This window comes from Vibrio sp. 1CM23M, assembly GCF_023161755.1.
GTDB classification, from domain to species: domain Bacteria; phylum Pseudomonadota; class Gammaproteobacteria; order Enterobacterales; family Vibrionaceae; genus Vibrio; species Vibrio coralliirubri.
Window position 1 is genome coordinate 294323 of the sequence record NZ_JALNTR010000002.1, and the last position, 24841, is coordinate 319163.

19 protein-coding genes are annotated in these 24841 nt (G+C 44.9%); 13 read left to right on the top strand and 6 right to left on the bottom strand.

What is annotated here, in order from left to right; genetic code table 11:
• Positions 1-5 precede the first annotated feature (5 nt).
• The 4 genes from MSG35_RS06530 (at position 6) to MSG35_RS06545 (ending at position 5160) form a co-directional block, all read left to right on the top strand.
• Positions 6-1622, top strand: coding sequence for a cytochrome ubiquinol oxidase subunit I (locus MSG35_RS06530; protein WP_248383415.1), 1617 nt, complete (start codon positions 6-8; stop codon positions 1620-1622).
• Positions 1623-1631: 9 nt separating this feature from the next.
• On the top strand, positions 1632-2768 hold the full coding sequence (gene cydB / locus MSG35_RS06535) for a cytochrome d ubiquinol oxidase subunit II (protein WP_248383416.1): 1137 nt from the start codon (positions 1632-1634) through the stop codon (positions 2766-2768).
• A gap of 26 nt (positions 2769-2794) precedes the next feature.
• A complete protein-coding gene (gene cydX / locus MSG35_RS06540) occupies positions 2795-2902 on the top strand; it encodes a cytochrome bd-I oxidase subunit CydX (RefSeq protein ID WP_082151276.1) in 108 nt (35 codons plus the stop codon).
• 368 nt (positions 2903-3270) lie between these two features.
• A complete protein-coding gene (locus MSG35_RS06545) occupies positions 3271-5160 on the top strand; it encodes a methyl-accepting chemotaxis protein (protein WP_248383418.1) in 1890 nt (629 codons plus the stop codon).
• 154 nt (positions 5161-5314) lie between these two features.
• Here the strand turns inward: MSG35_RS06545 and MSG35_RS06550 are convergent, their stop codons facing one another.
• Complete coding sequence (locus tag MSG35_RS06550) at positions 5315-6898, bottom strand: ABC-F family ATPase (RefSeq protein WP_009846736.1); 1584 nt, start codon at positions 6896-6898, stop codon at positions 5315-5317.
• A gap of 451 nt (positions 6899-7349) precedes the next feature.
• Here MSG35_RS06550 and MSG35_RS06555 point away from each other — a divergent pair, with 451 nt between their 5' ends.
• Together MSG35_RS06555 and MSG35_RS06560 are read left to right on the top strand one after the other, a co-directional pair.
• Positions 7350-9695: an AAA family ATPase gene (locus MSG35_RS06555; protein WP_248383419.1), complete on the top strand. Its 2346-nt coding sequence runs from the start codon at positions 7350-7352 to the stop codon at positions 9693-9695.
• A gap of 1 nt (position 9696) precedes the next feature.
• On the top strand, positions 9697-10584 hold the full coding sequence (locus MSG35_RS06560) for a mechanosensitive ion channel domain-containing protein (protein ID WP_048612067.1): 888 nt from the start codon (positions 9697-9699) through the stop codon (positions 10582-10584).
• Positions 10585-10714: 130 nt separating this feature from the next.
• Here MSG35_RS06560 and MSG35_RS06565 read toward each other — a convergent pair whose 3' ends face one another.
• From MSG35_RS06565 to MSG35_RS06575, 3 genes are all read right to left on the bottom strand, one after another.
• On the bottom strand, positions 10715-12334 hold the full coding sequence (locus MSG35_RS06565; protein ID WP_248383421.1) for a methyl-accepting chemotaxis protein: 1620 nt from the start codon (positions 12332-12334) through the stop codon (positions 10715-10717).
• Between the two features lie 265 nt (positions 12335-12599).
• Positions 12600-14627, bottom strand: coding sequence for a cache domain-containing protein (locus MSG35_RS06570; protein WP_248383423.1), 2028 nt, complete (start codon positions 14625-14627; stop codon positions 12600-12602).
• A complete protein-coding gene (locus MSG35_RS06575; RefSeq protein WP_248383424.1) occupies positions 14617-16080 on the bottom strand; it encodes a sigma-54 dependent transcriptional regulator in 1464 nt (487 codons plus the stop codon). Before MSG35_RS06575 ends, MSG35_RS06570 begins: the two co-directional genes overlap by 11 nt.
• Positions 16081-16383: 303 nt before the next feature.
• Here MSG35_RS06575 and MSG35_RS06580 point away from each other — a divergent pair, with 303 nt between their 5' ends.
• From MSG35_RS06580 to MSG35_RS06605, 6 genes are all read left to right on the top strand, one after another.
• Positions 16384-17190, top strand: coding sequence for a substrate-binding domain-containing protein (locus tag MSG35_RS06580; RefSeq protein ID WP_017059611.1), 807 nt, complete (start codon positions 16384-16386; stop codon positions 17188-17190).
• A gap of 304 nt (positions 17191-17494) precedes the next feature.
• Entirely contained in the window at positions 17495-18193 is a 699-nt protein-coding gene (locus MSG35_RS06585) for an ABC transporter permease (protein WP_248383426.1), read from the top strand.
• Between the two features lie 10 nt (positions 18194-18203).
• Positions 18204-18923, top strand: a complete 720-nt coding sequence (locus tag MSG35_RS06590) for an energy-coupling factor ABC transporter ATP-binding protein (protein ID WP_248383428.1) — start codon at positions 18204-18206, stop codon at positions 18921-18923.
• Positions 18901-19485 carry a molybdenum cofactor guanylyltransferase MobA gene (gene mobA / locus MSG35_RS06595; RefSeq protein WP_048611024.1) on the top strand — a complete coding sequence of 195 codons (585 nt, stop codon included), beginning with the start codon at positions 18901-18903 and terminating at the stop codon, positions 19483-19485. Before MSG35_RS06590 ends, mobA begins: the two co-directional genes overlap by 23 nt.
• Complete coding sequence (locus tag MSG35_RS06600; protein WP_248383429.1) at positions 19485-21302, top strand: bifunctional molybdopterin-guanine dinucleotide biosynthesis adaptor protein MobB/molybdopterin molybdotransferase MoeA; 1818 nt, start codon at positions 19485-19487, stop codon at positions 21300-21302. The genes mobA and MSG35_RS06600 overlap by 1 nt, the downstream gene beginning before the upstream one ends.
• Before the next feature lie 279 nt (positions 21303-21581).
• Positions 21582-21848, top strand: coding sequence for a DUF2960 family protein (locus MSG35_RS06605; protein ID WP_017063882.1), 267 nt, complete (start codon positions 21582-21584; stop codon positions 21846-21848).
• Positions 21849-22041: 193 nt separating this feature from the next.
• Here the strand turns inward: MSG35_RS06605 and nagK are convergent, their stop codons facing one another.
• Positions 22042-22950, bottom strand: coding sequence for an N-acetylglucosamine kinase (gene nagK, locus MSG35_RS06610; protein WP_050621335.1), 909 nt, complete (start codon positions 22948-22950; stop codon positions 22042-22044).
• 163 nt (positions 22951-23113) lie between these two features.
• Positions 23114-23860, bottom strand: a complete 747-nt coding sequence (locus tag MSG35_RS06615; protein WP_248383431.1) for a tRNA-uridine aminocarboxypropyltransferase — start codon at positions 23858-23860, stop codon at positions 23114-23116.
• 68 nt (positions 23861-23928) lie between these two features.
• Here MSG35_RS06615 and MSG35_RS06620 point away from each other — a divergent pair, with 68 nt between their 5' ends.
• Positions 23929-24732: a sterol desaturase family protein gene (locus MSG35_RS06620; protein WP_248383433.1), complete on the top strand. Its 804-nt coding sequence runs from the start codon at positions 23929-23931 to the stop codon at positions 24730-24732.
• Positions 24733-24841: the final 109 nt, after the last annotated feature.

A 24841-nucleotide genomic window follows, 5' to 3' on the forward strand; every position in this document is an offset into this window, starting at 1 on the left:
TTTTTATGCTTACAGATGTCGTTGATCTGTCGCGGTTTCAATTCGCAAGTACCGCTCTTTATCACTTTATATTCGTCCCCCTAACTATAGGCCTCTCCTTCTTACTCGCAGTGATGGAATCGCTGTATGTCATGACCAACAAAACCATCTACAAGGACATGACCAAGTTCTGGGGTAAGTTGTTTGGTATTAACTTTGCTGTCGGTGTTGCTACCGGCTTAACCATGGAATTCCAGTTCGGTACTAACTGGGCTTATTACTCGCATTACGTAGGCGATATCTTTGGCGCTCCGCTGGCCATTGAAGCCTTAATTGCGTTTTTCTTGGAATCAACCTTAGTCGGTATGTTCTTCTTCGGTTGGGACAAGCTTTCTAAGCGTCAGCACTTATCGGTAACGTGGTTGACGGCGTTGGGTTCGAACTTCTCTGGTCTGTGGATTCTGATGGCCAATGGCTGGATGCAAAACCCAGTGGGCGCAGAGTTTAACTTCGAAACTATGCGTATGGAGATGACAGACTTCTTCGAAGTGATCTTCAACCCAGTGACTCAAGTGAAGTTCGTACATACCGTTGCGGCAGGTTACACAACCGGCGCGCTATTTATTATGGGTATCAGTGCTTACTACATGCTTAAAGGGCGTGATTTACCGTTCGCTCGTCGTTCATTTGCAGTGGCAAGTGCTTTTGGTATGGCTGCGATTGTGTCGACAGTGATGCTAGGCGATGAATCTGGTTATGAATTAGGTGATGTTCAACAGGTGAAGCTGGCGGCTATCGAAGCTGAATGGCACACAGAAGAAGCCCCTGCCTCATTCACACTGTTCGGCTTCCCGAATCAAGAAACCATGGAAACGGATTACGCGATTAAGATCCCTTACGTGATGGGTATTATCGCAACGCGATCTTTGGATACGCCAGTTGTCGGCATTCATGATCTATTGGCAAAGAACGAAGAACGTGTTCGCAGCGGCATCTTAGCTTATGGGCTACTAGAAAAACTGCGTTCTGGTGATAAATCTCAACAAAATATCGATGATTTTGAATCGGTTAAACATGATTTAGGTTATGGATTACTGGTTAAGAAATACAGCGATAACGTAGTGGATGCAACAGAGCAACAGATCAAACAAGCAGCCAAAGACACAATCCCAACGGTTGCCCCTCTGTTTTGGAGCTTTCGCATCATGGTGGTGTGTGGCGTCTTGATGTTTGCCATCATTGGTCTTTCATTCGTACAAATTTGTCGCCATAAGATTGGTACCAATCGTTGGTTACTGAAAGCAACAATATGCGCGATTCCACTTCCTTGGATTGCTTGTGAAGCCGGTTGGTTTGTTGCGGAATATGGTCGTCAGCCTTGGGCTATTGGTGAAATTCTGCCAGTAAACATGGCGGCTTCTAATCTACCCGCTTCAAGTCTATGGATCTCTATCGGCCTAGTTTACTTGTTCTACACCGCATTCCTAATTGTAGAAATGTTCCTGATGGTTAAGTTTGCAAAAATGGGCCCGAGCGCACTGAAAACTGGTCGCTATCACCATGAGCAATCAAACCAAGATCTAGCCCTTACAGGTGAGCAAAGCGCACCGCGTCAGCTAGATAAAACTATCGACCTTCATTAAGGAATTCAGATGTTTGATTACGAAAATCTTCGCCTGTTTACATGGGCAGTTATTGGCGTGTTGTTGATCGGTTTTATCATTACCGATGGCTTCGACATGGGCGTTGCGGCGTTGCTCCCTGTTCTAGGCAAGTCAGAAGTTGATCGACGAATCATGATTAACTCGATTGCCCCTCACTGGGATGGCAACCAAGTATGGTTGGTTACCGCGGGTGGCGCTATCTTTGCGATATGGCCTGCAATCTACGCGGCTGCGTTCTCCGGGTTCTATTTAGCCATGATTATCGTGTTGGCGACCTTGTGGTTAAGACCGCTCGGTATGGATTACCGCGCTAAAATCGACAACCCACAATGGAAGAAAGCGTGTGATATTGCACTTATCGTCAGTGGTTTCATTCCTCCGGTTATCTTTGGTGTTGGTTTCGGTAACTTGATGATTGGCGTTCCGTTTGAATTTAACGAATTGCTAATGATGTCATACCAAGGTGGTTTCTGGGATCTACTCACGCCCTTCCCACTGCTATGTGGCTTGGTGAGCTTGGCGATGGTTGTCACGCAAGGCGCGGCATTCCTACAGATGAAAACGACGGGTGATTTAAAACAACGCGCGCAGAAAGTGATCGTATGCATGGCGCTTGTCACTGTCGGACTGTTTATTGTTGGTGGGATATACGCGTATACACTTCCGGGTTACCTGATTACTAGCCCAGTTGTGACTGATGGTGTTTCAAACCCGTTATTAAAACATGTCATGAAGTTTGATGACTTACTGCTACATAACTACGAAAACTATCCGGTACTTTGGGGAGTTCCTGCGCTAGGCATCATCGGAATGCTGAGTTGTGCAGTAATGACTCGACTTAACCGCGCTGGTTTGGCCTTCGCTTCTTCGAGCTTATCGATAGCAAGCATCATAACGACAGCGGGCGTTGCCCTATTCCCAATGATCATGCCATCTAGCTTGATGCCATCGCATAGCTTAACGCTGTGGGACGGAACATCGAGTGAGTTAACACTGAGCATTATCTCGGTTGTCGCAGTTATCGTGGTGCCAATTATTTTGGGTTACACAATCTGGTGTTACTACAAAATGTTCGGTCGACTAGACAGCCAATACATTCACGATAACAGCTCGTCACTGTATTAATTAAAGATGAAATAGGAGGATAACCTATGTGGTATTTATGTTGGGTACTGGGCGTATTACTCGCCTGCGCGTTTGGAATCATTAATGCGCTGTGGTTAGAGCACACCGACTTTCTCGATGAACAAAACGAATAAAGCTGATCGGTAAAGTTACTAACAACGGTTAACTCGATAGTAAGCTAACTACTTAAAATAACTGAAAGTCCTCACTTAATACGATGCCTGCGATTTCAAAGATTGCCGACATGAGTGTTAATGAGGGCTTTTTCTTTTTGCATCTAATCTCATGTGCTTAACCTCATCTTATCCAGCAAACTAGACTCTTCAAATTACTAAGTTAATTGTCAAGTTGGTGCATATCATCGATTAAGTTGCTTTCCCCACCAACCGACCTTGCTTTAACAACTCTATAGGCTATTAGTTACATATCCATCATTTAAATGTATCTAATAACTATTAAGCATAGATGGACATGAAACGTCATCGGCTAAAGGGAGTTAACCATGAACAATCCATCAGAACCTCAGCATCGTTTGCTGTGTCTTTCTATTCGCAGTAAGTTTATTTTAATCAACCTCACCCTGTTTATTTCTGTTTTTATCTATGCCATCTACGAGCAGTTCAGCTTAGACAAATTGGAATCATTGGAGATCGCTGCAACCGAAAACCTCAGAAGCTCAGTCGATTTACTAACGCTTAGGCGACATGAGAAAGACTTCTTGTCTCGCCACGATCAAAAATACGCAGAGCGTTTCGATAAAACCGCCGAGACATTGAATCAAAGATTGGTGACGTTGAACCAAACCCTAACCTCGCATGAGCTTCACCTGACCGATCAAATGACCAAGATCTCCGATACCCTTCATCAATACCAGAAACAGTTCCACCAGATCGTCAATCAAGTGAACGACATTGAACGCACCACCCCACCTTTGGGCTTTGTCGCAACTCTCGATGGAAAAAGAACAGCGCTGAAATCAGCAATCGAATCAGAATCAAGTTTGGCACTGGAACTTGCGTTGTTAGAGCTGATCGAAAAAGACTTCCATTACCTCGCACATATTAATGGCCAAACGAATGCGGCGTTAACTAATGCTCTTGTTGAGTTTGAACCCTACTCCCAAACTTCGATTGCGACTGAACAAGCCTATTCCGAATATAAGGCTGCGGTTGAAACTCTGTTGGTTGCTAACAGCAATCTAGGTTTGTCTTCAGAGTTGGGGCTTAGAGGCGCCTTACGTAGCAATGTTCATCAAACAGAACAAGCCATTGAAGAAGTGCAGAATGAGATAAGCCAAGCGATTACAGCAGCAGTTAGAAACACACAAAACATGTTACATCTGTTTGGTGCAGCTATCGTCGCTCTGCTTTCTCTGTTATTGGTGTTCATCGGTCGCAACATCCTGGGTCGTATCAAAGCGATAAACGTGATGATGGAGTCTATTGCAAATGGAGATGGAGACTTAACCGTCAGAATGAACGCCAAAGGTAACGACGAGCTCGCTCAACTTGCCCACTCGTTCGATACCTTCATCGATAAACTGCACGGTAACATCAAAGAGCTATCCGGCGTGATGACGGTGCTGACAGACAGTTCATGCAGCTCTGAAGAAGCGGCAGTTAAAAGCATGAGCAATGCAGAGAAACAAAAGCAGCAATCTGAATCGGTAGCGACGGCAGTTAACGAGTTAGTGATGACCAGTAATGAGGTGACGGCGAACATCGAAAATGCCGCAACCAATGCCGAGAAGATCAAAGAAAATGCTCATCAAGCGCTACAAAAGACACAATCAACCAACGACAGCATTAATGTCTTGGTAGAAAACATCGCAGAGTCTCAGGATCTCATCGTTCAGCTTGAAGAACAGAGCCGTGAAATCAATCAGGTGGTGACGACCATTCAAGGTATTGCTGAGCAAACTAACCTATTGGCACTTAATGCTGCGATTGAAGCAGCGCGTGCTGGCGATCATGGACGAGGTTTCGCTGTGGTTGCCTCGGAAGTGCGAGAGCTTTCACTAATGACCAACGATTCAACTCATCAAATAGAATCTACGATTCATGGTTTAACCACTGGAATAGACAAGACCGTTGCTAAGATGACAGCGAGCTTAGAACAAACTGAGCTGGTGAAAAGCCAAACCAAAGATGTGGTGAATGCGATAGAAGGAATACACTTCCAAGTTGGCGAGATGTTTGACTTAAACAGTCAGATCTCAACAGCGTCCGAAGAGCAATCGATGGTTTCGGTTGAGATTGACCGAAACATTACGGATATCGCACACCTTGCCAGTGATACTTATACCGTGGTTTCTGGATCAGTGCGTTGCAGTGAACAAGTCTCGAGCGTGAGTGTGAAGCTAGAGAAGATTGTCGCGCAGTTTAAGTATTAGTAATTAGCGATTAGCGATTAGCGATTAGCGCAAGCTAGTTGATTTATGCGGTATGGAAAAACAAAAGGCCTCTATCTGATTGCTAAGATAGAGGCCTTTCTAATTTTGAATACGTACTAACGTGTTATTACGTATTAGCTCTTGCTACACGGTATTAGCCGCGTGCTTTCAAGAACTCAGCGTAAGTACCACGGAAATCGTTGATCTTGCCATCTTTGATCTCAAGGATACGAGTTGCAAGCGAGTCTACGAATACACGGTCGTGAGATACGAAGAACAATGTGCCTTTGTAGTTCTCAAGAGCCAAGTTAAGCGCTTCGATAGATTCCATATCCATGTGGTTTGTTGGCTCATCCATTAGCAGGATGTTTGGTTTATGCATCATGATCTTACCAAGAAGCATACGACCTTGCTCACCACCAGAGATAACCTTTACAGATTTCTTAATGTCGTCTTGACCAAATAGCATACGACCTAGGAAGCCACGAACAACTTGCTCGTCTTCGCCTTCTTGGCGCCATTGGCTCATCCAATCAAACAGGTTCATGTCTGTCTCGAAATCATGTGCGTGATCTTGAGCGTAGTAACCGATGTTTGAGTTTTCAGACCACTTGTACTCACCAGTGCGAGGCTCAAGAGCGCCAGCTAGTGTGTTAAGTAGTGTTGTTTTACCCACACCGTTCTCACCGATGATAGCAACACGCTCACCTACTTCGAAGATACCGTCGAACTTGTTGTATAGGTCCTCTTCAAAACCTTGAGATAGGTTTTCAACCACAAGTGCGTTACGGAATAGCTCTTTAGACTGTTCAAAACGGATGAATGGGTTTTGACGGCTAGAAGCTTTAACTTCGTCTAGTTGGATTTTATCGATCTGCTTAGCACGTGACGTTGCTTGCTTCGCTTTAGATGCGTTAGCAGAGAAACGAGATACGAACGTTTGAAGTTCAGCAATTTGTGCTTTCTTCTTAGCGTTGTCAGACAATAGACGCTCACGAGCTTGAGTCGCAGCCGTCATGTACTCATCGTAGTTACCTGGGAATAGACGAAGTTCGCCGTAATCAAGGTCAGCCATGTGTGTACAAACAGAGTTTAGGAAGTGACGGTCGTGCGAAATGATGATCATTGTGCAGTTACGTTGGTTTAGCGTATCTTCCAACCACTTGATGGTATCCATGTCCAGGTTGTTCGTTGGTTCATCAAGAAGCATGATATGCGGGTCTGCAAACAGTACTTGAGACAATAGAACACGAAGTTTCCAACCCGGTGCTACTTCGCTCATCAGACCGAAGTGCATTGATTCTTCAATACCTACCGCAAGAAGAAGCTCACCCGCTTTAGCTTCTGCCATGTAGCCGTCCATTTCAGCGAACTGAACTTCAAGGTCGGCCACTTTCATGCCGTCTTCTTCGCTCATTTCTGGCAAAGAGTAAATGCGGTCACGCTCTTGCTTAATAGCCCAAAGCTCTTTGTGACCCATGATAACCGTGTCGATTACCGTGAATTCTTCGTAAGCAAACTGGTCTTGGTTTAGCTTAGCAACGCGCTCGTTTGGATCGTAGCTTACGTTACCAGCACTTGGCTCAAGTTCACCAGATAGGATCTTCATGAACGTCGATTTACCACAGCCATTCGCGCCGATTAAACCGTAGCGGTTGCCTTCGCCGAACTTAACTGAAATATTTTCGAAAAGTGGCTTAGCGCCGAATTGTTGGGTGATATTTGCTGTGGAGATCAATGCCATTACCTTTTTAATGTGAAAAACGCCGCAACGTTACTTGTTCAGGGCTTTAACTGCAAGTATTGATTGCAATTACTGGCCATTAAGTGAGTGATAACCTAGCCAAATCATAGTTTGAGCTGACTCACATTTTTGATTTTCTATTTATCGCAGTAAAACCGTCGATTTTAAGGAAAAACAAAATATCGAACAGAGCCCCATAATGGGCGGTATATAACGTCCCAAATCATGCCAACCATTGAATATATCGTATGCTGATTAGTCACAGTAAAACTAACCCGATCAAAGCAACAACATACATAGGCAAGACTAGCCTAATCCCTGACAATTTTATGACAAAATCAGCCGAAACGGGAATAAAGTACTCGCCCCCGACACGGGGTTGGATTTCACAAAGTCAGATTATCTAACTATAGTAATCCTAACCTCATAATTCTAAGAGACTTTTATGCGTTCACTATCGCGCTTCTTAATCCTCACTTTGGCCATTCTCTCTTGGCCTAGTCATGCCAACTTCGAATATGACTTACAATCTCAACCGCAGGTATCCGATTCTGCTATTGACCTCGATGATCGAATTGATTCGTTACCCGATCCCCTCTTTATGGAGCCGTCGGACAGACGCCAAGTCAATATATTGCTCGCTGAAGTGCTACAAGTTCAAAAGCAGGAAATCAAAACCTTCGAGCAACAGATAAAAGCCTACAGAGCGAACAACGACGCCGAACAATGGTTTGCCGTTCAAACCAGTTACGTCACTTTGAATAGCTTGAATGTGAGCAAGCAACACCTGTTAGAGCAGACGAACTCCGCTAATAAAGAGCGCCTAACGGGTTTTGGCCCTTACGGCGTAACTCAATTTAAACAAGAGTGGGAATTAACTAAGCTCAACATTGAGTATCTTGTTTACTTCCAGATTCGTAGCTTTAAAGCGCTCGTTAAAGACATCTTTATTTCGCCAGTACCTGTGATTGGTGCATCGTTAAAAGTGTTGTTCATCTACTTTGGTTTAGCGTGGTGGCTTGCCAATAGCACTCGCTTGATCGAATTGTTCAGAATTAATTTTCTTGAAGCGAAAACGAACCCTCCATTTTTAGTACGTGTGATCTGGTACATCAGCCGCGCTGATCGTGCGATTGCTTGGTTAATCGCGATTACGCTTTCTCTAAGAGTGCTCTCCAGCATCCCTAGCCTACAACACCTGATTTTCCTTGAGATCTTCACCTGGTGGATTCTAGGTGGTTCGATTGCCATCAGCTTTATTTTGGAATTTGCGTATCGTTTGGGTCGCACATCCAATCAAGAAGTGATTGCGCTGCGCCTATCGACTATTCGCCGTTATGTATGGAGCTTCATTGTTGCGGGTGTGACCCTTCAGATATCGAGCATCACGCTAGGCAAAGGTACTATCTATAGCTGGATCTACAGCGCCCTATTTTTCTGGTTTGTACTGGTTACCATTTCAGTGCTTAGATTATGGCGCGCGAAAGTCTTCGATACGTTGCAACACATCTCCGATCGTCCTGTGTGGGTGAATTGGGCGGTAAACCGTAAGGAAACTTTCCTACTTAATATTTTAGCGACGGCAATTGGCATCGTATGGTTGAGCGTGTACAGCTTCCAACACCGCATCATAGCCTTGCTATCTAATTACACGCTGTTTAGCCAAGCTTTGGCTTATCTATTTCGAATCGAAGTGGCTAAGCAGTCTGACCTTGATAAAAACCAACAAAACTTGGTTCGAATCAAAGGCGATCAAACCTATGAGTACATCCTACCGGGTAATATCGACAGCACGCTGATTGATTACGCCGGTGATGAGGTTAAGCAACTGTCTCGCTACTTGATGTCGGACAGCCCTGCTATCTGTATTGTTTCAGGCGAGCGTGGTGTGGGCGCAACAACGCTGCTTTATACCCTGCTGCACAAAGTATCTAACGCTGAACCTGTCTACGTAAGTTGCCCTTACGCAGGTTATCAAGAGCTGTTAGCGCATCTAGCGGTGAGCATCGGCTTGGAAGAGAAAGCGACTGAGATTCAGATCTTGGCGCACCTTCGTAAAAGCAAGACCACGTACTTGATTGCGATCGACAATGCACAACGTCTAGTTAAGCCAATGGTTGGCGGCCTGTCTGATTTGATCCGCTTAACCAACCTACTGCGCCGTTCTAAAAAGAACCACCGTATCGTGATTTCGATTGCTAAATCGAGCTGGCGATTTGTCGATCGTGCGCGTGGTGAGCGTCTGCTGTTTGATTTGGTATGTTTTCTACCACGTTGGACAGAGAAACAAGTCGGTGAGCTTCTAAATAGCCGTATCAATACAGAGCTTGAGAAGCCGTTGTCGTTTGATGGTTTGGTGGTGCCTAAACAGTGGGACCAAGATGACATGAGCGAGGAAGACCGCGCACGCCAAGGTTTCTACCGAATCTTGTGGCATTACTCTGATGGTAACCCTACCGTTGCTCTGCGCTTCTTCCGACTCTCTTTGAATCGAAACAAAGATACCGATCAAGCCGTGGTGCGCTTGTTCCATGTTCCTGAAGCACAGGAGCTGGAAAACATGCCAAAACCTATGTTGGCTGTACTGCGCTCTATCGTGCAGTTAGAGATCGCTTCTCCGGAAGTATTGTCTGATTGTACGCAGCTAAGCACGGCAGAGATAACCGGTATTCTGCGTTACTTTGAAAGCCGTGGTTATATTGGTTGGCATGAAGAAAAGGCTCGAATTTCCGAGCACTGGTTCCGCCACATTACTAACGTTCTCGACCGTCAACATCTACTGGTGAAGTAAAATGAAGAAGTTATTTATCCTACTATTTGTTGGCTTGGCAAGTGCTGTCAGTTTCCCGACCTTTGCGACGGAAGAGTTAGCCAATGTAGAAAACATCTCAAAGATAGCGAGCCTAGTGCGATGGAGCGGCGTGTTCTTCTCTATGATCGTTATTGCTGCGATGTGGTTGCTGCTTAAGTTCATCAACTCGATGGTGACCAGTTTTGGTAGCCAATTCGTACAATATCGGATGCTGCTACAGAAACTGCAGTCGTTTACTCAGTTCTTTATCTACGTGAGCACCGGTCTTATCGTGTTCATGATGAGCTTTAGAATCAACGACCAAATACTGGCTTTGATTGGCGGTACCCTCGCCGTGTCAGTCGGCTTTGCGCTTAAAGACTTGGCAGCTTCATTCATCGCGGGCATCACGGTAATGATTGATAGACCCTTTCAAGTTGGTGACCGCGTCACGTTCGAAGGCAACTACGGCGATATCATTACCATTGGTTTGCGTTCAGTGCGAATGAGAACGTTGAACGATGACATCATTACCATTCCGAACAACAAGTTCTTAAATGAAGTGACCACCAGTGGTAACTATGGCGCATTGGACATGCAGGTGGTGATTCCGTTTTACGTCGGTATGGATGAAGACATCACCCTAGCCCGCGACCTGATTCAAGAAGCGGCGTCTTCTAGTCGTTATATCCACTTGCCGAAACCTGTAACGGTTTTGGTTAAACAGACGATTACCGATAACTACCTAGCGATACAGCTAACCTGTAAGGCTTATGTTGTGGATACTGCGTATGAGAAGCTGTTTGAAACCGACATTACCTTGCGTGTGATGAAAGAGTTTAAGAAGCACAACATCAACCCACCGAAGATTTCAGTGGCAGCGCATTAGGCTTGATGCTTTTGACGTAGTTTCTTATAGCAAATGACTAGCCATAAATAAAAACACCTCCGAACTTATCTCAAGTGCGGAGGTGTTTTTTTATGAGCTTTTTATCTTCAAGCTAATGTTCGTATTGATGCTAAACCTTAAAGTATTTCAATTGCTCAGTAAGGTGTTCTGTGGTGTTGGCCATTTTCTGACTGTCTTCTGCAAGCGATTGTGAGGCCTGCAGTACCTCATTTGCAGCGAGATGAATCCCAGTGACACTTTCACTCATCTCGGTGGCTACCGTGCTTTGCTGCTCTGAGGCTGCGGCGATCTGCGCGACCATGTCGTTGGCGTTATGCAGCTCATTCACAATCACATCGAGTTGCTGGCGAGTTTCGTTAGACGCGACAACGCTGTGATCAACTTTCTCGTTACTGCTTTGCATTGCCTTGAAGGTACGCTCTGCTTGTTGAGTCAGTTTCTCAATTGTGGATTGCACTTCGTTAGTTGAATTCTGAGTGCGGCTAGCAAGGTTACGGACTTCATCAGCAACAACCGCAAATCCTCTTCCTTGCTCTCCTGCACGCGCCGCTTCTATTGCTGCGTTGAGCGCTAACAAGTTCGTTTGTTCTGATACATCACGAATGACACCAACGACTTGGCTTATTTCAGTCACACCTGATTGCAGATCTCTGACTAAGTTATTCGCGGTCGAAATGTTCTCTGAAACCTGAGATATAGTATCAGACGTTACCTGCATGTTTTGGTCGTTTTGGTTTGCGTGGTCTACAACCTTATTGGTGCTTGCGGCAGTGTTTTCAGCATTAACGGCGACATCAGAAATGGTGGCACTCATTTCTGTCATTGCAGTCGATAACAACTCAAGCTGTGCATGCTGTGAGTTAACACTGGTTGCCGCTTCTTCGCTGGCTTGAGCGATGTGGCTCGCCATATTACTGGATAAATCCGCCGATTCATTGGCTGTGCGAAGCGTGCTTTGCAGTTTGTCGAGCATGGTATCTATTTGCTGACTCATATCGCCCAGTTCATCTTTACGTGTCATGTTCATGCGTACACGAAGATCGCCATCGGCAATCTTATGGGTGTTGTCGATAAGCTTATTTAGTGGCACTAAGATGTTATTTGAAATCGCGTAACCCATCGCAAACAACAGGCCCGACAATACGACCGCGACCAATCCCTCTTTGAGCGCCAATGCATAGAACGCGTCTTGAATGTCCGCAACTAGGATGCCCGAGCCAACAATCCAATTCCACTCTGGGAACAGTTGTACGTAGGAGATCTTGTCTTTGAGTTCACCTTGCGGGCTCATCCATTGGTAATCAAGAAAGCCTTTCTCTTCTGGAGTACGAGAAATGGTGACCATCTCACGCCAGTGGTGTTTCCCCGCACCATCTTTAAAGTTACCCGCGTTCTTGCCATTGAGTTCAGGCTTTAATGGATGGATAACAACGTTGAGTTGCTGGTTTAAGATCCAGAAGTAATTGGTGGTGTCATAACGAAGGGTTTCGATCGCTTGAAGTGCTTGTTTCTTTGCGACCTCTTCACCGAGCACATTACGTTGGTTGTAATAGTAGCTCGCTAAGCTGACTGCAGTTTCGACTTGAGCACTGAGCTTATCTTGACGCTCTTGCATGGAACTCGCACGCTGCTGCATTAGGTTAAAAGTGGATGCCATTACTAATAGAACAACCGATAAAATGACGATGGAGACGAGTTTTGATTTGATAGATAAGTTACTTAATTTCATAGCTGGCTGACTTTATTATTTGTTTTGATTATGGATTTTCGGCCAAGGTATCAAAATTTCGTACAGTTCAGATGATATGCATCAAGATCAAAAGATATACACTGTGTTACATAACCAAAAAGAGGTGCTCGTCAAACCGGCAGAGGTTGAGATTTGGTTTGAGATAGATTAGTAGTGCGGGATTTTCGTGCTTGGGCTAAAACGTTCGTGTAATAGCCCAAGTGCGTTAGAAATATTATAATATCAGTGAATGAGTTCTTGGAACTTATAGGTTTGATACGAGCAATTGAGGTGTCGCTTTCTGTTGAAGATAGATACTAAAGCAACTTCCCTTACCTACCTCTGATTCAACTCGGATCTCGCCGCCAGTTTGGCTCAAGATACTCTGAGACACTGACAACCCTAAGCCTGTGCCATCACGTTTGGTGGTATAAAATGGCGAGAAAATGCGTTTCAGTTGTTCTTCCTTAATACCGCAGCCTTCATCTTGAACATGAACGATAGCGCCGTGAGACACGCCATTTTCAACCCAGTCTTCACTCGAAATGGTTAACGTGCCCTGACCGTCCATTGCATGAATCGCGTTCATTTGTAGGTTAACCAGAATCTGCAGTAATTGGTTTCGGTTCACTTCGACTGAAGTTTTAGCGTTCAGCTGTGATACGTAGACAATGCCTTTCTTCTTCGCGCCTGTTTTTACGAGCGTAATACTTTCATCGACAATTGGATTGATATGTTGCCACGTAATTTCGTCTTGTACGCCGCCGTGACGGCTGTATTGAAGCAGGCTTCGTGTGATGTTTCGAATTCGGTCAATTTGCTCCATGATCGCGTGGACTTCTTCGTCTACACGGCTCACTTCATCGCCCAGTTCAAACTTCATCAGTTCAACGTTGCCAAGAATCACGGCGGTTGGGTTATTGATCTCATGAGCAATGCCTGCTGTTAATTCACCTAACGCGGCCAGCTTTTCATTGACCACCAGCTTATCTCTGGCTTGATTGAGAAGCTTGATATGCAGTTCGAGTTCTTCAGTTTTCTCTTTCAAACTCGCGGTACGAGAATGCACTTTGCACTCTAGTTCAGACGCCGCTTGTTGAATCTCTTGATTACGCTCGTGCAGTAGATCCAACATCTTATCGAACTGTTTAGCGAGCAGTGTCAGTTCGTGTTGATCATCCAAACCTAGCGTACCAATTCGCTTGTCTTGCCCCATCTGGACTAGTTTAACGACCTTATGGATGCGTTCAATTGGGTTGAAAAGATCACGCGCGCCACGGTGAACGATCAAACCGGATGCCAACAACAGCAACACAATGGTAATGCTAATTTCGCCAAGGTTGGTCAAGTAGGTTTCTATCAACGGCCAAATCAAATAACCGGTGTAAAGCATGCCGATCACATTATTAAACTGGTCATGGATTGGTTGGTAAGCCGTGATGTACCAAGCATCGTATACATACGCTCGATCTAGCCACTCTTTACCTTCGTTCAAGACTTTCGAGTGAACCTCGTGAGAAACACGCGTACCAATGGCGCGCCCAGCTTGTTCTTCACTGCTTAAAGGTACATTGGTACTGACGCGAAGGTCATCGAGAAAGACCGTGACCGTACCTATATGACGATTAAAGCCTTCTCTTTTTGGGTAGATAAGATTACTAATTTGGTCGACTAGTTGAGTACTGTTATTAAGTAAGATCCCGCCATCCAGAAAACCAATCACATGATCACGTTCATCTTTTATGGATACAACGGTTCGGCTTACCAGTCCGCGAGTCTCAACTTCTTGCCCATTGAGCATCGGAACTTCCGCTTTTTTAGCGAGGTCACTATCGAGGTAGTTGAGTTCGTTACGGCTTAACACGCTGAAAAACGAAGACTTGTGAGTTAAATTTAGATATTCGAGTTTCTTAGCCATACTCTCGACACTACGCCAACGCAGAAAATCGAGCTCATAGCGAGATTTGTTCTCAGACACCCAGCGCGTTAGCTCTTCGTGTGAAAGATCACTCGCGAGTTTGGTTCGAAAGTTATAAGACTCCGCGAACGCACGAACGTTGTATGCTTGCTGATTTTGGATCAGGTGAATACTGTTATCGGCAACATCCAAACGCTCATCAACATCAATCAGAGCGCCCTGCCACGTGTAATGTATTGACCAATACAGTGTGATAGCTACAAGTGCACACAAGGTAAGAATGATAGGAGCAGATGTCAGGAATAATAGGCGGTAGCGAACCATGGTTTTGAACCGGAACGCCCACTTTGACCACCAACGACGTCTAATCGGCATATTCAGAGCCTTCTGTGTTCCAATCTTTGTACTTACGTTCTAGTGTTTTACGTGCGACGCCAAGATCTCTCGCAGCTGCCGATTTATTGCCATCATGGAAACTAACCAGCTGTTCTATATGAGATTTTTCCACTTCTTTAAGTGTCCAAGTGTTTGGATAGCCCTCGGCAGCGTCTGCATTATTCAAGTTTGGCATTTCTGCACCATGTGACACCGTCACTGAAATGCTAGCGGGAACAGGATCACCATTAATCTCGCGCCAATAGTGTGCTGGTGGCTTGTCTAAAAGAATGCATCGTTCGACTAAGTTTTTAAGCTCACGAATATTCCCCGGCCATTCGTATTCGTTCAACGCCAAGATATCTTCATGTGCCCAGTTAGGAACAGGCAAGCCCAGTTCGCTTGATAAAAGACGAGTAAAATATGGAACAAGCTCAATTAAATCTGATGGACGCTCTCTCAATGGCACAACATCAATCTTAAGTACATTAAGTCGGTAGAATAGATCGCGACGGAAGTGCCCTTTATCGACCTCTTCCTGAAGGTTTCGGTTGGTCGCCGCTACAACGCGTACATCCACAGAGATCTCTTTCTCACTACCAACAGGACGAATGGTTCTTTGTTCTAACACACGTAGTAGCGCTGCTTGCATTGGCAGCGGCATTTCACCGATTTCATCAAGGAACAAGGTGCCACCACTTGCGACTCGGAAAAGGCCTTCACGGTTTTTCTTCGCACCGGTAAATGCGCCAGAGGTGTGTCCAAACAGTTCACTTTCTAGAAGCTCTGGAGCAATCGCGCCACAGTTAATTGGCACAAATGGACCAGTACGTTTACTTGCTTCATGTACACCACGCGCAACCAACTCTTTACCTGTACCCGACTCGCCTTCTATCAAAACGGAAGCTCGAGATGGTGCAAATTGACTGATAAGCAGTTTAAGCTGTTTGGTCTTGTCTGAATTGCCGATCAATTCGGTCTTAATATGACGACTAACATCGCGCTTCAACGCGTATTGCATTCTTTGGTCGAGTCGCTTATCCATACAACGTAGAACGGCTTGTATCATCTGTTCTAGGTTGAAGGGCTTAAGAATAAAATCTGAAGCACCAAGCTTAAGTGCAGATATGGTCATCTCTAGATCGGCATAACCCGTCATGAAAATCACATCGGCGCGTTTGTCGTTGTCGTTAAACGCCTCTTCCCACTCAATACCAGAGCGACCTGGTAAGTTGATATCAAGGACAATCAGATCAAAATGTTCACTCGAACGCAGCGTTTCAGCCTCTTCAACCGACCCTGCACTCGACACCTTGCCAAAGAACTTACCTAGTGCTTTCTTTAAGATAGCCTGCATACCCAACTCATCATCGACCACCAAAACGGAAAACGCCTGATACTGAGTCAATGTGTTCGGGTTGAGATTGGATGCAGATGAACTAGGTAAAGACATAATGATTAGCCGGTGAGGAAAGTTGGGACAGAGTGTACCAATTAACCTTTTGTCCAACAGGGACAATGTGCGACATTTTGTCCTAGCTCATGTTTTGATTCATTTTAACGGGGTAAATGGCGCAGTTTTGTCCGAAATAACAGCAATTTAATGAGATCTGATGCATGATTTATTGGCATTAAGATTGCTTGTAAGGTGTAGATTTCTAATTACAACAATTAGCGTCTTATGCACATGCCCTTCTTTGAGCCCTTTAAATCTGAAGGCATGTCATTCATTTATAACAGAATGGACATAATAATAATGAAAGCAATTCCCTTAACTATTGCAGCTCTATCGATCGTCAGTTACACGGCTAGCAGTGCGGAAGACACCACTCATATCAAGTTGGCGACAACCACAAGCACTTATCACTCTGGTCTACTGGACTACCTACTGCCTGAGTTCGAAAAAGATTCTGGCATCAAAGTAGATGTTCTGGCTGCGGGTACAGGTAAATCACTTCGCATGGGTGAAAATGGTGACGTGGATTTGGTGATGACTCACGCACCAAAGGCTGAAGCGAATTTCGTAGAAAAAGGTTACGGCGTTTTACCTCGTAAGCTGATGTATAACGACTTTGTCATCGTTGGCCCACAAAGCGACCCTGCAAAAATTGAATCTCAAAAAGCAGTGGCAGATGTGTTCAAAGCGATCGCGACTAATAACGTGACATTTGTGTCTCGCGGTGACGACTCTGGTACTCATAAGAAAGAGATGGGTATTTGGGCGCAAACTAAAATCGAACCAAACTTTGGTGGCTACCGCAGTGTTGGTCAAGGCATGGGCCCTACTCTGAACATGGCGTCAGAGATGCAAGGTTACACCATGACAGACCGTGGTACTTGGTTGGCTTACCAAAATAAACTGGATCTAAAAATCCTTTTCCAAGGTGACAAGAATCTATTCAACCCTTACCAAGTGATTCTCGTTAACCCTGAGCGCTACCCAAGCATTAACTACCAAGCAGCGAAAGTATTCAGTGATTGGTTGGTTAACCCTAAAGGTCAGAAACTGATTAACGACTTTAAACTGCATGGCAAACAACTGTTTGTTGCAAGCGCAGAATAGTTTGTTGTAAGTGAACAGTCGTTTTCTGTAAGTAAAAGTAGCGCTAAGGGTTCAACCCGAATCAATTAGCGCTACGCTTAACTAAAGAGTTAACGAAGCACCTAAGCAATGTCGCTTTAAAAACTGTCTTGTTTTTACAACAGATCGCTATAAAGCTGTCTCGCTTTAATAACGTTCACGCATAGAAACACAATCATGCTTAAGAGCAATAGCTGACCAACACACACTCAAATAGTTTGGGTCAGCTATGATTAACATCAGTCATTACCGATAAAACCAATTATCGATTTACACGAGATACTTCATGACCCTATGGCAAACAACGATTGATGCAATGAATCTACTTGTGAGTTTTGACCACGAATTGTGGAAAATCGTCGCGGTATCCTTCAGCGTATCTTTGTCCGCCATTTCATTGGTGATTGTTCCTGCAATCCTTATGGCTTTCTTATTGGCTTATACCGATTTCCCCGGGAAATGGGCTTTGCTTTCAGTGATCAACACCCTGCAAGCGATCCCTACTGTGGTGATCGGTTTGTTGATGTACATGATGCTTTCTCGCTCTGGCCCGTTAGGTGATTGGCAATTGCTGTTCACCCAAAAGGCGATGATTCTAGGTCAGATGGTGATCTGTTTCCCTATCCTAGTTGCGATGATGCACGGCGCTCTGCAGGCCAGTGACCGCCGAGCGGTAGAAACAGCGCGCACACTTGGCGTATCAACAACACGCGTGGCGTGTACCTTGATTTGGGAAACACGTTTTCCTCTATTGGCTGCAACCATTGCTGCCTTCTCTCGTATCGTGACAGAGGTAGGTTGTTCAATGATGGTTGGTGGCAACATTATGGGGATGACAAGAAACATCCCTACAGCTATCGCCATGGAAAGCCACAAAGGCGCATTTGCTCAAGGTGTCGCCCTCGGCATGGTGTTATTAGCATTGGCATTAGCCCTTAACTTTTTCCTTTCCAGTGTGAGAGGAAAAGGCTATTTAAGAACTTAGGAACGCTGTCATGAGTATAAAAATAACAACGCAGCAAATTTCAATGCGCTACAAAGAGCGTGTTTTGTTCCACATTCCCGAATTGTCGATCGGCCCCAACGATGCCATTTATCTCAAAGGAGACAATGGTGTTGGTAAAACGACCCTACTTAAAATCTTGTCTGGATTAATTCAGCCGAGCTCTGGCCGCATTCAATCTCCAACACAGAGCTGGCAACAAAGATTATTCCCTCGACTCAAGTTCAAAGACATCATCTACCTGCATCAAACCCCCTATCTTTTTGATGGCTCGGTGTACCAAAATGTCGCTTATGGCATTCGCTTTAACAAAGAGAGCCCAAAAGATAAGCGAGCTCAAATAATTAATGCATTGAGAATGGTAGGTTTAGAAACCCTGGCAGATGAGCACATTTCTGTGTTGTCTGGCGGTGAGCGTCAACGCGTAGCAATGGCTCGAGCTTGGATTCTTAAGCCTTCAATCTTGCTTATGGATGAACCAAGTGCTTCTTTAGACAAAGAATCTATTGAAAGATTGGTGATTATGGCCGAAGATCTTCTTCAGAGAGGCGCGAGTTTAGTCATCACCAGTCACCAAACTAACGCGTTAACCGATTTATGTAAGAAGCAGTGGTGGATCAAAGACAATACTTTGACCGAATCCCCGCTTCTGCAAGTTATTCAGAAAGATAAAGCACAAGAGAATATTTATGCTGCTTCCAACGCAAACTAGTTGGGTTATTTTGGCTGGCGGACAGGCCAGCCGTATGGGCGGAAAAGATAAAGGACTCGTTGAGCTCAACGGTTCTCCGCTTATTCAATACGTTATAAACAAGCTGTCACAACAAGATGTCAGCATCATTATCAATGCCAATCGTAACTTAGACAGTTATAAAGCATTTGCTCCGGTTGTTTCCGATTCTTTCCCTGACTACCCGGGTCCGTTGGGTGGCATTCATGCTGGCCTTAAAAACGCGAACACCGACTGGGTTGGCTTTGTCCCGTGCGACAGCCCACAAATCAGTGACGACCTTGTTGAGCGTTTTTGTTCTGCAGTTAAAGAAGACAGTGACATTCTTGTCGCGCATGATGGCGAATTTAAGCAACCTGTATTCACCCTATTCCACAAACGTGTTCTACCAAAGTTAGAAGCGTTTTTGGAACGTGGTGATCGTAAAATCATCTTGCTATACAAAGAGTGTGTTACCGAATACGTCGATTTCAGCGATTCTCCTAACTGCTTTGTTAATCTCAACACGCCAGAAGAACTCACCCAATTCGGAACGCTTCAATAATGAAAGATTCTAAACAACGCCCTAACCTTCCTTTATTGGGCTTTGCTGCTTATAGCGGTACAGGCAAAACGACCGTACTTGAAGCCCTGCTTCCTCTGTTGACTGATGCGGGTTTAAAAGTTGGCGTGTTAAAACATGCTCACCACGATTTTGATGTCGATAAGCCGGGTAAAGACAGTTACCGCTTACGTAAAGCGGGCGCGAACCAAATGTTGATTGCTTCTCGTAATCGTCACGTGATGATGACAGAAACACCAGAAGCCGAAGCAGATTTTGATTACCTGCTGACTCGATTTGATACCAACACGCTTGATCTGATTTTGGTTGAAGGCTGTAAGAACATCGCCTTCCCTAAAATTGAACTGCACCGAGATGAAGTGGGCAAACCTTGGTTGTACCCGAACGATAACAACATTATTGCTATCGCGGCAGACAGCCAAGTTGAATCACAGCTGCCACAAATGGCGATCAGCGATTTAGAAGCGATTCGTGATTTCATCATCGATTACGCGCAGTCCTTTGACCTTGCCTCTACAACAGGCAAAGCCGTGTCATGCTCATCTTCAAAAGACGTTGCGCCAGCTGTTTGTTGTGACTCGTTCTCTCCTGCAGGTTTAACCGTTACTCAAGGCCAACAAAAGATTGTTGATAGCATTGACGCGCTTGATCTCTCAGAGAGTGTTGAATTACTGCAAGGCTACGGCCGCGTGCTGGCTGAAGATGTTATTTCGCCAATCAACGTTCCTCAGAATACCAACTCTGCAATGGACGGTTATGCGATTCGTAGTGAAGATCTTGAATTGGACAGCTACAACATCGTTGCTGAAGTCATGGCGGGTCACAGCTACGAGCAAATCGTGCAACAAGGTGAAGCGGTTAAGATCATGACGGGCGCACCAATGCCAGAAGGCGTTGATGTTGTCGTGATGCGTGAACAAGCCGTCCAAGATGGCGATAAAGTGAGCTTCCCTGATGCTAAAATCTCGGTTGGACAAAATGTCCGTATGGCAGGTGAAGATTTAGAAATCGGCCAACCTGTCTTTACTCGTGGCACACGCATCGAAGCGCCAGAAATGGGCATGATGGCGTCGTTAGGTTTTGGTACCTGCCCTGTTCTGCGTAAAGTGAAAGTGGGTGTGTTCTCTACGGGTGACGAAGTTCAAGCGCCGGGTAGCGAGCAAAAACCAAACTCTATCTACGATTCAAACCGTTTCACTATTATTGGCATGCTTCAAAAGCTCGGCTGTGACATCGTCGATTACGGCATCATTGAAGATGACGAACAAAAGATGATGGACGTGCTCCACTCTGCGTCTCTTGAAACCGATATGGTTCTGACTTCTGGTGGTGTGTCTGTTGGTGATGCGGATTACATCAAACTTGCGTTAGATAAGCTGGGTGAAATCAACTTCTGGCGTATCAACATGCGTCCAGGTCGCCCATTGGCTTACGGTAAGATTGAAAACAAACCGTTCTTTGGTTTGCCGGGTAACCCAGTTGCAGTAATGGTGTCGTTTATTAACTTTGTTGAGCCTGCGATCCGCAAGCTTCAAGGTCAAACGAACTGGACACCAGTGAAGGCAAATGCTGTAGCGACGGAACAACTGCGCTCACGCCAAGGCCGTACTGAGTTCAGCCGTGGTGTGTTCTCGATGAATGAATTCGGCGTGCTTGAAGTGAAAACAACGGGTAAGCAAGGTTCAGGTATTCTGCGCTCAATGAGCGAAGCGAACTGCTTAATCGAGATTTCACCTGCGGTTGATACCGTGAAAGTTGGCGAGACAGTGACGATCATTCCTCTGCAAGGTCGCGTTTAACTCAAAGCAAACACTTAAATTGACTTGGCAGCTTTTTAATTGATTTAGAAGATCTTTGCCAAGACACAGACGAAGCCCCTATATAGATTTTTCGATGTTAAGGGGCTTTTTGTTCTTTTCGTTTCGTGAAAAACAACCTGTTCGTTTCCTAAAAGACAAATAGCTTAAATTACGCTAAACGTTTAGAACGATAATCTTAAGATTTCTTACCATTACCTTGAGCCACGTACGGTTTTTATGTAGAGTGCGCGCAAAGTAATAATTCTATTGGAGAGCACCATGGCTCGTACCATTCTGTACACTTACAAAGACGAAGACAAAGAGTTACTGTTTTCAAAACAAGAACACCGCACGATCCAAGAAGCTGTTGCTGCAGCGGAAGGCATCGACATCTCTGAGTATCTAAAAACTGAGCAACAGCTTGAGTTGATTTCTGATACTAAAGCGGTTCGCAACTACCAAGACAACTACTTCCGCAAGCTTGGCTTTACTAAGCTTACGTTGAAGCAAAAAGACAATCTTGGTGTTGGTAAAAAGAAGAAGTAAGCCCTCTTGGCTCTTTTCTTGATATGTCGTTTCTAGCTTTTCGTTTGTAGTTAACAGCTAACAGCTAACAGTTATCAGCTAAAGAAACGAAAGCACCGAACAATAAAAAATGCCGCAACCTCTTTCGAGATTGCGGCATTTTTATTTGTACTTTTTAACTATCTAACCATAGCTAGCTTAACTTAAGTCACGACTACTTAATGTTAAGGAATGCAGCACCACGAACGCCGCCTGAATCACCATGCTTCGCTTTGATGATCTTTGGACATTTCGCTACAGACAGTAGGTATTTAGGGATACGCTTTGGCATCTCTTCGTAGATAAGTTCGAAGTTTGAAAGACCGCCGCCCAATGCAACTACGTGAGGGTCAAGACCGGTAAACAGGTTCGCGAAACAGATAGCCAATAGCTCCATGAAACGATCAACGTGCTCAGCCGCTTTTGCTTCACCTTCGTTGTACGCTTGAATGATCTCGATTGCTTTCTTCTTCTCACCGAAGTAGTGCTCGTAAATCAATTCAAAGCCACGACCTGATAGGTAGCTGTCTAGACAACCTTTCTTGCCACAACCACAACCGAGTAACGGTGCGTTGTCGCCAAGGTGGAACCAAGCATCAATAGGAAGACGCATATGGCCCAGTTCACCTGCAACGTGGTTACGACCAGAGAACACTTTTCCTTCGTAAACTAAACCGCCACCAAAACCAGTACCTAGAATTAGGCCTGCTACTGATGGTTCGTCTTTAAGCTCGTCATCCCACGCTTCTGAAAGCGCAAAACAGTTCGCATCATTTTCAATTTTCACACTACGACCAATAAGCGCTTCTAGGTCTTTACGTAGTGGTTTCCCTGTTGAAGCTGGCACGTTAACAACCAGCATTGTGCCGTCGTCAGCATCTTCCATACCAGGAAGACCAAGACCAATTTTACCTTCGCAAGAAAATTCGTTGTCGTACTTCTTCACCAAACCGGCAATCGTATCAAGTAGCAGTTGATAATCTTCAGTAGGCGTTGGTACGCGTTCTGTTGCTACTCGCTCAAGTTTTTCATTGAACGCACCAAATTCAATTTTTGTGCCGCCAACATCGAAGCCGTAATACATGAAATCTCTCCAATTTTTCCCTAAATTCGGGCAAATAAATTTTTCAAATTAAACATCTAGGAAGCATTATCCATAACACTCCCCCTACAAACCGTGATAGATAACAAACTTATCTCGTGTTCGAATCTGTTTGAACAACAAGTCAGCACAAAGCGGTTAAAGGTTAGAGTGACGTCTCATTTTTAGTGTGCTCTATGAAAGCGTTCAGGCTTGGTTTGGTTGGATCGGACTTATAGCGCGTCTTACTTAGCATGTAGCTTTCGCGAAATGTCTCAAACCACAGCTGTAAAGTCTGAGCGCCCTGCTCTTCACCTGCCTGTTTCAAAACCAAGCTCGCCACTTCTGCAGTCGAAAGATGTTGTTCGTTGTCTGACTTACGCATCATGTATTGCGAAACCGATTCTGGTTCAATCGACAACACGGGTAAATCTTGCAGATACTCTGAACGACGGAAGATACGTCGCGCTTCTCGCCAACTGCCATCAATAAAAATCAGCAGCAACGTCTTGTTCGAATCTCGCATCTCACCAAGGTCTACAACCACGCGCGATTTGTCATCGGTATAATCTTCCGGAAAGACCACGACTGGCTGATATTTATCGTCTTTCAGCACATCAAGCATCTCTTGATTCGGTTCAGTGCGGTGCCAAAGGTAGGCATAGCTGTCTTTAACGGTATCAAGGATTAAACGGCCGGTATTACTTGGCTTAAGTATTTCATTGTCCGATAAGATCAACATGGTCGCGACGTTCGTATTTACGTCTGGTTGATGTTCACAGATACAGCTGTCTTGTTTGATTTTGCAGAACTCACATCGAACCACTTTACACCCGCGCGCGTTAAACGGCTTGGTAGAAAGAGACAAACGGTGTTGATATAAACGGTGAAAAGCGTGGATTCTCATGGACAATAACGATAAATCTAGAAAAGTGGCACGATTGTACTTACAGTGTCCCTAGAATGATAGAAGGAATTCCCATGCAAGACCCGTCACTGCTTCGCTTTGTTTGTTTTATTGTCGTTTTCGGACTATGTGCGCTTTGGGAATACCGCTTTCCACGTAAAACGCTGACTCAGAGTAAATGGTTTCGTTGGGGAAACAACTTTGCGCTGGTTGCTTTGAACAGCTTTCTATTGGCCACTTTAATTCCTATTGCAGCATTTCAAGCGGCGGTTATCGCACAAGAAAATCAATGGGGTTTGTTCAATACCCTGTCACTTCCGAAAGAACTCACCATTTTGATTTGTGTATTGCTGTTGGATTGTGCCATTTACCTACAGCACTTGGTGTTTCACCGTGTTTCTTGGCTGTGGAAACTACATCGAGTTCACCATGCGGACCTAGACATCGATGTCACAACCGGAACGCGCTTTCATCCTATTGAGATGATTCTTTCAATGCTCATTAAGGTGAGTTTGGTGATCACACTTGGTGTGCCTGTTATTGCTGTCGTGATCTTTGAAATTGTTCTTAATGCCAGTGCGATGTTTAACCATAGCAATGCACGTATTCCGCTATGGTTCGATAAGCTATTGAGAAAAGTGATTGTGACACCAGACATGCACCGTGTTCATCACTCGGTCATTGTTAAGGAAACGCACTCAAACTTTGGCTTCTTTTTATCAGTGTGGGACATCTGGTTTAAGACTTACCGCGCTCAGCCCAAGCTTGGCCATGATAAGGTACATATTGGTGTTCCCGAGATTCAAGATGGTAAAGAGCAACGGCTAGATTTAATGTTGCGTCAGCCATTTGCGCGATTCCCGACGACGAAAGACTAAGTTCGAATTCGGTTGAGTCTCAAGATTATATTGAGACCAACCTTAGCTTAATCCGAAAACAAAACGCCCTTAGATTCTTGTGAGAACTTAAGGGCGTTTCTGTATCGAT